Raw genomic sequence first — 11,250 nt, forward strand, 5'->3', positions numbered from 1 at the left:
CGCCGGCGCCAGACGTTGACGGAGCTGTGAAGTGCTGCCTCATGTTTGATCTCTGACGATTGTTGACATTCATCAGTGTTGAGGCGACAGTCCGGACGTCCGCCGCCGGAGCCTCGAACATGTCCGCGTCCGCCCCCATCGCTTCCGTCCTGGTTGCCGTCGCACTTTTAGCCCTTCCCGCCTGCAACGAGGCTGGTGGCCAGGCAAAGACGGAGCCGAAGCCCGACCGCCCAGTGCTCGTCACGCCCGTGCGCTACGCGCCCCTGTCCCCCGAGAGGAGCTTCGTCGCGACGATCCGGCCTCGCGTCGAGACCGAGCAGGGCTTCCGGATCGGCGGCAAGGTGGTGCGCCGGCTCGTCGAGGTCAGTGATCGCGTCAGGGCCGGGCAAACGCTTGCCCTTCTCGACGAGACCGATCTGCGGCTGCAGGTGGAGCAGGCGGAGGCCGACATCCGCGCCCTCGACACGGCGGTGGTGCAGGCCGACTCCGAGGAGCAGCGCGTGGTCAGCCTGCGCAAGCAGGGCTGGTCCACCGACTCCTCCTTCGACCGTCAGCGCGCCGCGACGGACGACGTCCGCGCCCGGCTGGACCGGGCGCAGCGCACGCTGGCGCTGGCCCGCAACGCGCTCGCCTACGCCACGCTGCAGGCCGACTCCGACGGCGTCGTCACGGCGAGCCTCGTCGAGCCCGGCCAGGTGGTCGCCGCCGGGCAGACGGCGCTCCGCATTGCCCGGGAGGGCGAGAAGGAGGCCGTCATCGCCGTCCCGGAGGCGCTGGTCGCGCGCATCGGGGAGCAGCGAGCCTCGCTGTCCCTCTGGTCGGCGCCGGAACGGCCGCTGCGCGCCGAGCTGCGCGAGCTTTCGCCGGCTGCGGATGCCGCCACGCGCACCTACACCGCCCGGTTCTCGCTCCCCGACGCCGACGCGAGCGTGAAGCTCGGCATGACGGCGACGGTCACCCTCTCGGAGCAGGGCGGCGGCGCCGTCGCCCGCCTGCCGCTCTCCGCCCTGTTCAGCCAGGGCACGGGCGCATCGGTCTGGACCGTGTCGGCCGACGGCGCCCTCTCCCTGCGGCCCGTGGAGGTCGCGGCCTACGACAAGGGCGAGGTGCTCGTGAAGTCGGGCGTCGAGGAGGGCGAGCGGGTCGTCAGCCTCGGCGTGCAGAAGCTCGATCGGGGCCAGCGGGTCCGGGTCGTCGACACCCTCGGCCTCTGAGAGCGGGAGACCCCAGCCATGCGCGCCTTCAACCTCTCCGCCTGGGCCGTCCGGCATCCCACGCTGATGCTGTTCTTCATCCTCGTGCTCGCGGCGGCCGGCGCGCTGTCCTACCAGCGGCTCGGCCGCTCCGAGGACCCGTCCTTCACCATCAAGGTCGCCGTCGTCACCGCCGTCTGGCCGGGCGCCACCGCCTCCGAGATGCAGGAGCAGGTCGCCGACACGATGGAGAAGAAGTTCCAGGAACTTCCCTACTTCGATAAGGTCGACACCTACACCAAGCCCGGCTTCACCGCGATGCAGGTGGTGTTCAAGGACTCGACCCCGCCCTCCTCCGTGCCTTTCCTCTTCTACCTGCTGCGCAAGAAGCTGACCGACGTCCGCCCGCAGCTGCCGGCCGGCCTCATCGGTCCGGCGGTCAATGACGAGTATGGCGACGTCGATTCCGTCCTCTACATGGTGTCCGGCGAAGGCGCCGGCTACGACCAGCTCAAGGCCGTGGCGGAAGGCCTGCGGCAGGACCTGCTGCGCGTCCCCGACGTGGTGAAGGTGAACCTCTACGGCGTGCAGGACCAGCGCATCTTCGTCGAGTTCAGCCACGCCAAGCTCGCCACCCTCGGCATCGCGCCACAGCAGGTCTTCGACGCCGTCTCGCGCCAGAACGCCGTGACGGCGGCCGGCATCGTGGAGACCGATGCCCAGCGCATCTCGCTGCGGGTCACCGGCGCCTATGACGGGCCGCAGGGTGTCGCCGAGACGCCGGTGGAGGCGGGCGGCAAGGTGTTCCGCCTCGGCGACATCGCCACGGTGACGCGCGGCTACGTCGATCCGCCCTCCTTCCTCGTGCGGCAGGAGGGCAAGCCCGCCATCGGCGTCGGCGTTGTCATGACGCGCGGCGGCAACCTTTTGACGCTAGGCACGGCCCTCGACGCCGAGCTCGCGCGCTTCGAGGCCCGCACCCCTGTCGGCGTCGACATCCAGCGCATCGCCGACCAACCCGCCGTGGTGAGCCATGCCGTCGGCGAGTTCGTGAAGTCGTTCATCGAGGCGCTCGCCATCGTGCTCCTCGTCAGCTTCCTGTCGCTGGGCTGGCGGACCGGCATCGTCGTGGCGCTCTCCGTGCCGCTGGTGCTCGCCATCGTGTTCATCGTCATGTACGCGACGGGGCAGGACCTGCACCGCATCACGCTCGGCGCGCTGATCATCGCGCTCGGGCTCCTGGTCGACGACGCCATCATCGCCGCCGAGATGATGGTGGTGAAGATGGAGCAGGGCGTGGACCGGGTCCGGGCCGCCTCCTTCGCATGGGACTCGACCGCCTTCCCCATGCTCACCGGCACGCTGGTGACGGCGGCGGGCTTCCTGCCGGTCGGCTTCGCAGCCTCGTCCACCGGCGAATATGCCGGCGGCATCTTCACCGTCGTGGCCATCGCGCTCGTCGCGTCCTGGTTCGTGGCGGTGATCTTCACGCCCTATCTCGGCGTCAAGCTGCTGCCGAACTTTGCCAGGGCGGGGCGGCACGGGGATGCACATGCCGTCTACGACACGCGGAGCTACCGGGCACTGCGGTCGGTGGTGGCGTGGTGCGTGAACCATCGCGTCATCGTGGTGCTCGCGACGCTTCTGGTGACGGCCGGCTCCATCGTCGCCTTCGGGCGGGTGCAGCAGCAGTTCTTCCCGCTGTCCGAGCGCCCCGAACTCTTCCTGCAGATGCGCCTGCCCGAGGGCTCCTCGATGCAGGCGACGCTGGCCACCGCGAAGCAGGCGGAGGCCATCGTGCAGGGCGACGGCGACATCGCCACCTGGACGACCTATGCCGGCCAGGGTTCGCCGCGGTTCTGGCTCGGCCTAAACCCCGAACTCCCCAACGAGGCCTTCGCCGAGATTGTCATCGTGGCCAAGGATGTCGAGGCCCGCGAACGGGTGAAGACGCGCATCGAGACGGCCGTCGCCGGCGGAGCCCTGTCCGGCGCACGGGTCCGTGTCGACCGCTTCAACTTCGGGCCGCCCGTGGGCTTTCCCGTCCAGTTCCGCGTCGTCGGGCCGGATACGGCGAAGGTGCGCGACATCGCCTACCGCGTCCGCGACGTGGTGCGCGGCAATGCCGACGTGATTGACCCCAACCTGAACTGGAACGAGCAGACCCCATCGATCCGCCTCGTCCTCGACCAGCAGCGCGCCCGCGTGCTGGGGCTCGATCCCGCCGCCCTCTCGCAGACGCTGCAGACGCTCGTCTCCGGCGTCACCCTCACCACGGTGCGCGACGGCACGGAGAAGGTCGACGTGGTGGCCCGCGCCGTGCCGGCCGAGCGCGCCGCCCTCGGCTCCATCGGCGACCTCACCGTCGTCTCGCGCGACGGCACGCCGGTGCCGCTCTCGCAGGTGGCGAAAGTGGAGTACACGCACGAGGAGCCGATCCTCTGGCGCCGCAACCGCGACATGGCGATCACCGTGCGCGCCGACGTGCGCGACGGCGTGCAACCGCCGGACGTCACCAACGCCATCTGGCCGAAGCTCCAGGAGATCCGCGAGACGCTGCCGGCCGGCTACCGGCTGGAGATCGGCGGCGCCATCGAGGAAGCCGAGAAGGGCAACGCCTCCCTCTTCAAGCTCTTTCCGGTGATGTTCCTCGCCATGGCGGTGGTGCTGATGCTGCAGCTGCAGAGCTTCTCGCGGCTGGTGCTCGTCTTCCTCACCGCGCCGCTCGGCATCATCGGGGCGTCGCTGGCGCTGAACCTGTCAGGCAAGCCCTTCGGCTTCGTCGCCCTGCTCGGCCTGATCGCGCTGGCCGGCATGATCATGCGCAACACCGTGATCCTGGTCGACCAGATCGAGAGCGACGTGGAGGGCGGCCTTTCCCGACGCGAGGCCATCGTCGAGGCGACGGTCCGCCGCGCCCGGCCGGTCGTGCTCACCGCGCTCGCCGCCATCCTGGCCATGATCCCGCTGTCGTCCTCGCCGTTCTGGGGACCGATGGCGATCACCATCATGGGAGGCCTGTTCGGCGCCACCTTCCTGACGCTGCTCTTCCTGCCCGGCCTCTACGCCCTGTGGTTCCGCAAGTCGCTGGACCGACCGGCCGCAGCCGAGGCGCATGGGACCGCCGGTCCCCTGCGCCTGCAGGAGGTCCCGCCCCGCCTGGCGGCGGAGTGAGGGTGTGGCGGCTTGCGCCGCCGTCCCGCTCTCATCCGGCGCAGGCGCGCCCGAATCCCATCCGGCCCGGCGCTTCCGCCAGCCCCGTTGACGATTGATAAATCCGGCGCGACCATCATTGAGACACACGAGCCCCTCGGGCGCATGCCGCGAGGGGCTTCCCGTTTCTGGCCGAAGGCCCCGGATCGCGTCCCATGTCGGAGAACCGCTCCACCCATATCCGCCTCACCTCGCACCCCGAGCAGGGAGCGCGGGCGCGCCGGCAGCTGCATTGGGGCGCCGCGGACCCGCTGCAGCGCGGGCCGGTGATCGGCACGGTGACCAATCCGGGGGACCGCAATGTCATCGGCGCCCATGGTGGCGCCTACGCCATGTACCGGGCGCTGGCAGTCTCGGCCGGCGCGCTCAACCCGATGGTGCGCCCCGACTTCCACAACACGCACCCGGTCGTCGGCATCGGCCCGCATCCGCAATGGAGCGAGCCGGGGCGCATCGTCTCGCTCGATCCGTGGGGGCACATGGCGGGTGAGGTATTCGCCGAGGCGATCGCGGGGGGCACCGACATCCGCCCGACCATCGCCATCACCAAGGCCCGCCTGCAGCTGCCCGAGATCCGGCAGGCGATGAAGGCGAAGCGGCTGAAGTCGGACGCGACGGTCCTGCACGCCAATGGCGATATCGCGGTCACCAAGGTCGCGGTCGATCCCGTCTGGCACCTTCCCGGCATCGCCGAGCGCTTCGGCACGACGGAGACGGGCCTGCGCCGCACGCTGTTCGAGCAGACGGGTGGCATGTTCCCCGAACTGGTGACGCGGCCGGACCTGCAGGTGTTCCTGCCGCCCATCGGCGGCACGACGCTCTACATCATGGGCGACCCCGCCGCGCTGTCCGACACGCGGCGGCGGGTGACCTGCCGCGTCCACGACGAGTGCAACGGCTCGGACGTGTTCGGCTCCGACATCTGCACCTGCCGGCCCTATCTGGTGCATGGCATCGAGGAATGCGTGCGCGAGGCGCAGCGCGGCGGCGCCGGGCTGATCGCCTACAACCGCAAGGAGGGCAGGGCGCTCGGCGAGGTCACCAAGTTCCTCGTCTACAATGCCCGCAAGCGGCAGGAGGGCGGCGACCAGGCCGCCACCTATTTCGAGCGAACCGAATGCGTAGCCGGGGTGCAGGACGCGCGCTTCCAGCAGCTGATGCCCGACGTGCTGCACTGGCTCGGGATCACGCGGGTCGACCGCTTCGTGTCGATGTCCAACATGAAGTACGAGGCGCTGACCGGCGCCGGCATCGAGATCGGCGAGCGCGTGCCCATCCCCGACGAGCTGATCCCGCCCGACGCCTCGGTGGAAATGGAGGCGAAAAAGGCGGCCGGCTACTACGCCCCCGGCGGGGCGCCGGACCGGGAAACGCTCAAGGACACCGTGGGCCGTCCGCTCGAACGCTATTGACAGGCGGCAGGCGCCGGGCCACCCCGTCGCGGCAGGACGACGCTCCCCAGGATCCCGGCACGCCGAGATGGCCGCACCAGACCCCGCGACACCCGACACCGGCGAGGCCAGGCTCGCCCGCGGCCTCCTGACCGCCTCCGCCGTGCGCGAGCGGGCCCATCGGCTGCTCGACCTCGGCATCGCCGGCGAGCTGCCGCACTTCGAGGTCGATTCCGGGCGCCTGCTGCGCTGCGCCGACTTCGTGCTCGACACGATCCGGCTCAACTACCCCACCCTCGACGTTCCCTTCCACGCCCGCTGGCGCCATTTCGCCGCCGGGGGCTTCGACCGCTGGGCGACGCTCGACCGTGCGACCGTCTGGCCCTCCACGGCAGCGAAGGCCCGCGCGGCCTTCGACTTCGCCATCGTCAGCGTGCTGCTCGACGCCGGTGCAGGAGCGGACTGGCGCTACACGGAGGCGGCGAGCGGCGAGACCTTCTCCCGCTCCGAGGGGCTCGGGGTGGCGAGCTTCGACATGCTGGCGGCCGGAGGCTTCTCCGCCCGGCCCGCCGACCCGCTGCGCGCCGACGCGGCGAAGCTTTCCGCACTCGACGAGGCGGCGCTGGCGGCGGGCTTCCAGGCCGGCCCGGACAATCCGCTGCTCGGCCTCGCCGGCCGCGCCGCGCTGATGCGCCGGCTGGGCGAGACGGTGGCGGCCAACCCCGCCGTGTTCGGCCGGGCGGACGATCCGCGCCCCGGCGGCCTCTTCGACCACCTCGCGGCGCAGGCCAGCGGTGGCGTGCTGCCGGCAACGGCGATCCTCGAGGCGCTGCTGGAGCATCTCGGCCCGATCTGGCCGGGCCGCATCTCCCTCGGCGGCGTCGATCTCGGCGACACGTGGCGCCATCCGTCGCTGGTGACGGCCGACGCCACCAACGGCCTCGTGCCGTTCCACAAGCTGTCGCAGTGGCTCGCCTACTCGCTGATCGAGCCGCTGCAGGGTGCAGGGATCGGCGTGGCCGGCATTGACGGGCTGACCGGGCTCGCCGAGTACCGCAATGGCGGGCTCTTCGTCGACACCGGCGTGCTCGTGCCGAAGGACCCGGAGGAGGCGGCGCGGCCGCAGCCCGTCGGCGGCACGCTGGTGGTGGAGTGGCGCGCCCTCACCGTCGCGCTGCTCGACGATGTCGCCGCCATCGTGCGCCATACGCTGGGCCAGACCCCGGAGGCCTTTCCGCTCGCCAAGGCGCTGGAAGGCGGCACCTGGGCGGCCGGGCGGCGCGCCGCCAGGCAGAAACGCGTGGATGGCGGGCCGCCGATCACGGTGGTCAGCGACGGAACGGTGTTCTGACGCCGTCCCGGCTTGCTAGGATCGCCCGCACTCACCCCGTCTCCGGCAAAGGTTCGACCCATGGAAGGCGTCACTGTCGTGTCCCACCCGCTGGTGCAGCACAAGCTGACACTGATGCGGGACAAGAAGCGCTCGACCAAGGGGTTCCGCCAGCTGCTCAACGAGATCGGCATGCTGCTGGCCTACGAGGTGACGCGCGACCTGCCGCTGGAACTCGTCGAGACGGAGACGCCGATCACGACGATGATGGCGCCCACCATCGCCGGCAAGAAGCTCGTCTTCGCACCGATCCTGCGTGCCGGCGTCGGCATGCTGGACGGCATGCTCTCCCTCGTGCCGTCGGCGCGCGTCGCCCATATCGGGCTCTACCGCGACCCCGAGACGCTGACGGCGGTGGAGTACTACTTCAAGGCCCCGTCCGACATCGCCGACCGCCTCGTCATCGTCATCGACCCGATGCTGGCCACCGCCAACTCCGCCGTCGCCGCCATCGACCGGCTGAAGGAGCGCGACGCCAAGGACATCCGCTTCGTCTGCCTCCTCGCGGCGCCGGAAGGCATCGCGCGCCTGCACGGGGCGCATCCCGACGTGCGCATCTGGACCGCGGCGGTCGACGAGCGCCTGAACGACCATGGCTACATCGTCCCCGGCCTCGGCGACGCCGGCGACCGGATGTACGGGACGCGGTAGGGGCGCTCCCGGCGTCGCCGCGCGGAAGCCTCTCCCGCCTGCGTGGGACAGGGGGAGTTTTCTAAAGGCCATAGACCCCCTCTGTCGGCGTTGCCGACATCTCCCCCGCATGGCGGGGGAGAGTTGCGGAGCGGTCTGCGGAAGGTCGGACCCCAATGCAGGGACGCGCTGCTGCTCCCGTGCCCGACGAAGAAAGGGCGCGGAAACCCTCCCCCGCCCGCGGGGGAGGGTAGGGAGGGGGGAACCCACGGCGCCGGGAAAACCGGAAGGCCCCCCTCTGTCGGCTGCGCCGACATCTCCCCCCGCAGGTGGGGGAGAGATGCGGATGAGGTCAGTATGAAGGCTGGAGCGAGCGGGTCTGAAGACCCGCGGTTCTGCTCCCCCAAAAAGAAAGCGGGCGGGGTTTCCCCCGCCCGCTCGTGTTCCGGAGATCCTGATGGATCAGGCGCCGCCGCCGATGCAGGTGGCTGCGTTGGCGGGGGTGCAGACGTCGAGGCCGGTGTAGGTCGGGTCCTTCGGGCCCGGCTTGCCGTCCTTCATGTCCTTCAGGAAGAACATGGTCTTGTAGCCCATCTCGAACGGACGCTGGCCGACCTGGCCGAGCGAGAGGCCGTCCTTGAGGAACTGCATCTGCACGGGCAGCGTGTCGGCGACGACGAGCGCCAGCGACTTGTCGGCGACGCGGGCCTTCAGCTTCTCGGCGTTCTTCTTGTACGCCTCGGGGGCGAACTGCGGGAAGCCGCCGGTCGGCACGAAGGCGTCGAGCTTGGGGTACTTGTTGTTGATGTCGGCCATCTGCTGGTTGGCGACAAGGAAGTCGTCGTTGGTGTAGAGCGGGCAGCCTTCCGCCTCGGTCCAGCCGCCCTGGCCCGTCAGCTTGTCGCCGGGAGCCTTGGCGCTCTTCTTGCCGGAGAGCGTGTCGCGGATGCCCTGCATGCGCTCATTGTGGTTGGCCGCGGCCGCGCCACCCGACTGGATGCAGATCGTGCCGCCGTTCGGCTTGGTCGCCTGCACGATCTTCGCGAGGTTCGTGCCGATGTCGTAGTTGTAGGTGCCGACATAGGCGGTGCGCAGGCCCTTGTCCTTGTCGAGCAGGTCGGAGTCCCAGGTCAGGACCGGGATGCCGGCCGCCTTGGCCTTCTCCAGCGCCTTGCCCATGGCGGCCGCGTTGGCGGGCGACACGGCGATGCCGTCGACCTTCTTGGCGATCAGGTCCTGGACGATCTGGACCTGCTCCTCGCCGCCGCCGTGCTCGCCGGGGCCGATATACATGCACTCGAAGGCGCCGTTGGCTTCCTTCTCGGCCTTCTTGCAGCCGTCGCGGGCCTGGTCGAAGAACGGGTTGTTCATGTTCTTCGGCACGAGGGCGAAGACATACTTCTTCTGCGCATAGGCGCCGCTGCTCGCGGCAGCCATCACGCCGGCGGCCACGGCCGCGCTGAGCACGTATTTCAGCATGTGTTTTCCTCCACTTTCCTTTTTGTAACCCCCCACGATCGACGCCCGTCCTTGGACGTGCGTCAGTCGCGTCTCCGACCGCGGATCTTCTCCAGAAGCACCGCGAGGATGATGAAGATGCCGACGAAGGCGCCCTGCCAGTTGGCGTCCACGCCGGCCATCAGAAGCGAGTTGCGGATGATCTCGATGAGCGCCGAGCCGATGATGGCGCCGTAGGCTCCGCCCGAGCCGCCCATGAGGTCGGCGCCGCCGATGACCGTGGAGGCGATGACCCGCAGTTCCCAGCCCGTGCCGTTGGCGTTGATGGCCGAGCCGTTGTAGCCGGTCACCAGCACGCCGGCGATGGCCGCCGTCAGCGCCGAGACGATGTAGGCCTGGAGCTTGATGCGCGCGACCGGCACGCCGGTGGCGCGGGCGGCCTGCTCGTTGCCACCGATGGCATAGAGATGCCGGCCCCAGGCTGTCTGCGTCAGTACGAAGCCGAAGATCACGGCCAGGACCACCATGACCCAGACCGGGTTGGCGATGCCAAGGATGTCGCCGCCGCCGATATTGTTGAAGAAGTCGCCGTCCGGCCCGAACTCGTAGATCATCCGGTTGCCGGACAGCACGATCGCCGCCGAGCGGGCGATGGAGAGCATGCCCAGCGTCACGACGAAGGAGGACAGGCCGACATAGGAGACGAGAAAGCCGTTGATCACGCCGCAAACGAGGCCGGTGAACAGGCCCGCCAGGACGGCAAGCCACCATGGGCCTTCCGCCTGCAGGACCAGCCCGCAGGCGACGCAGACGACGCCGATGATGGAGCCCACCGACAGGTCGATGCCGCCAGTGATGATCACGACCGTCATGCCCAGCGCCATCATGCCGACGAAGGCGAAGTTGCGCGTGATGTTGTAGGCGTTGTCGGCGGAGCGGAAGGCAGGCTCGTACCAGCCCATGAACAGGCAGATTGCGAGGACGGCGATCGTCACCCAGAAAGCCTGGCTGGAGAACAGCTTCTGGAGCGGCGTGCGCTCCTTGATGCCGACGACGGATTCGATCGAGACGTCGGTCGTGCCCGGCGCGGGAGCGCCCGCCGTGGTGGTCTCACGCTGCATGGATCGCTCCCGTGATCAGTCCCGTGACCTCCTCGGGCGAGGACTGGGCGATCCGCTTGTCCGCCACCTTGCGGCCACGCCGCATGACAATGACCCGGTCGCATACCTCGAACACGTCAGGCATGCGGTGGCTGATCAGAATGACGGCGTGACCCTCCGCCTTGAGCGTCCGGATCAGGTTCAGCACCTCCGCCACCTGCCGCACCGAGATGGCGGCCGTCGGCTCGTCCATCAGCACCAGCTTGGGCTCGGTGAGGCCGGTGCGGGCGATGGCCACCGCCTGGCGCTGCCCGCCGGACATTTGCTTCACGAGATCGTGCGGCCGCGTCTCCGACTTCAGCCTGCCGAAGAGCTCGCCCGCCCGCTTCACCATGGCGTTGTGGTCGAGCACTGTGAACGGGCCGACGCGCCGCTTCAGCTCGCGGCCGAGGAAAATGTTGGCTGCGGCGGAGAGGTTGTTGCAGAGCGCGAGGTCCTGGTAGACCACCTCGATCCCCTTCTCGCGCGCCTGGATGGGCTTGCTGAAGTGAACCGACTCGCCGTCGATCAGCAAATCGCCGGAGGACGGCGGGAAGTTGCCGGCGATGATCTTCACGAGCGTCGACTTGCCCGCGCCGTTGTCGCCCATGAGCCCGAGGACTTCTCCGGCCTCAAGGCTGAAACTCACGTCGCTGAGAGCCTTGATTGCTCCGAAATTCTTAGAGATGCCACGCAGTTCGAGTACCGGCACGGTCGCTCTATCCTCCCCCGGCCCCCGTCTTTCCGGAGCCATCCTGCGGTTGTCCGCAGTGTCCTTTGCGGCGCGTACTAGACGGCTTCTCGCGCCGTCACGCAAGCAGAAAAGAGGTGCGTAC

8 protein-coding genes are annotated in these 11,250 nt (G+C 69.4%); 5 read left to right on the plus strand and 3 right to left on the minus strand.

The genetic code is table 11. From position 1 onward, the window contains the following. The first annotated feature begins 119 nt into the window (after window positions 1–119). The 5 genes from AC5JCN_RS18045 to upp all read left to right on the plus strand — a co-directional run bounded on the left by AC5JCN_RS18045 (window position 120) and on the right by upp (window position 7,838). Window positions 120–1,214, plus strand: coding sequence for an efflux RND transporter periplasmic adaptor subunit (locus tag AC5JCN_RS18045; protein ID WP_495756470.1), 1,095 nt, complete (start codon window positions 120–122; stop codon window positions 1,212–1,214). Between the two features lie 18 nt (window positions 1,215–1,232). Next, entirely contained in the window at window positions 1,233–4,367 is a 3,135-nt protein-coding gene (locus tag AC5JCN_RS18050; RefSeq protein WP_495756471.1) for an efflux RND transporter permease subunit, read from the plus strand. A gap of 194 nt (window positions 4,368–4,561) precedes the next feature. Continuing rightward, window positions 4,562–5,818, plus strand: a complete 1,257-nt coding sequence (locus tag AC5JCN_RS18055) for a GTP cyclohydrolase II (RefSeq protein WP_495756472.1) — start codon at window positions 4,562–4,564, stop codon at window positions 5,816–5,818. Between the two features lie 67 nt (window positions 5,819–5,885). Continuing rightward, complete coding sequence (locus AC5JCN_RS18060) at window positions 5,886–7,148, plus strand: URC4/urg3 family protein (protein WP_495756473.1); 1,263 nt, start codon at window positions 5,886–5,888, stop codon at window positions 7,146–7,148. 60 nt (window positions 7,149–7,208) lie between these two features. Then, window positions 7,209–7,838: a uracil phosphoribosyltransferase gene (gene upp / locus AC5JCN_RS18065; protein ID WP_495756474.1), complete on the plus strand. Its 630-nt coding sequence runs from the start codon at window positions 7,209–7,211 to the stop codon at window positions 7,836–7,838. Window positions 7,839–8,279: 441 nt separating this feature from the next. Here upp and AC5JCN_RS18070 read toward each other — a convergent pair whose 3' ends face one another. From AC5JCN_RS18070 to AC5JCN_RS18080, 3 genes are all read right to left on the minus strand, one after another. Further along, window positions 8,280–9,296, minus strand: coding sequence for a sugar-binding protein (locus AC5JCN_RS18070; protein WP_495756475.1), 1,017 nt, complete (start codon window positions 9,294–9,296; stop codon window positions 8,280–8,282). 62 nt (window positions 9,297–9,358) lie between these two features. Further along, window positions 9,359–10,396: an ABC transporter permease gene (locus tag AC5JCN_RS18075; protein WP_495756476.1), complete on the minus strand. Its 1,038-nt coding sequence runs from the start codon at window positions 10,394–10,396 to the stop codon at window positions 9,359–9,361. Then, window positions 10,386–11,168 (minus strand): ATP-binding cassette domain-containing protein, encoded by a 783-nt coding sequence (locus AC5JCN_RS18080; RefSeq protein ID WP_495756477.1) that lies wholly within the window; start codon window positions 11,166–11,168, stop codon window positions 10,386–10,388. The genes AC5JCN_RS18075 and AC5JCN_RS18080 overlap by 11 nt, the downstream gene beginning before the upstream one ends. Window positions 11,169–11,250 lie beyond the last annotated feature (82 nt).

The organism is Alsobacter sp. (genome assembly GCF_059501845.1).

Coding starts and splice junctions, on each gene's coding strand:
- AC5JCN_RS18075 (WP_495756476.1), bottom strand. CDS start 10,396: ATGCAGCGTGAGACCACCACGGCGGGCGCTCCCGCGCCGGGCACGACC.
- AC5JCN_RS18060 (WP_495756473.1), top strand. CDS start 5,886: ATGGCCGCACCAGACCCCGCGACACCCGACACCGGCGAGGCCAGGCTC.
- upp (WP_495756474.1), top strand. CDS start 7,209: ATGGAAGGCGTCACTGTCGTGTCCCACCCGCTGGTGCAGCACAAGCTG.
- AC5JCN_RS18045 (WP_495756470.1), top strand. CDS start 120: ATGTCCGCGTCCGCCCCCATCGCTTCCGTCCTGGTTGCCGTCGCACTT.
- AC5JCN_RS18050 (WP_495756471.1), top strand. CDS start 1,233: ATGCGCGCCTTCAACCTCTCCGCCTGGGCCGTCCGGCATCCCACGCTG.
- AC5JCN_RS18070 (WP_495756475.1), bottom strand. CDS start 9,296: ATGCTGAAATACGTGCTCAGCGCGGCCGTGGCCGCCGGCGTGATGGCT.
- AC5JCN_RS18080 (WP_495756477.1), bottom strand. CDS start 11,168: ATGGCTCCGGAAAGACGGGGGCCGGGGGAGGATAGAGCGACCGTGCCG.
- AC5JCN_RS18055 (WP_495756472.1), top strand. CDS start 4,562: ATGTCGGAGAACCGCTCCACCCATATCCGCCTCACCTCGCACCCCGAG.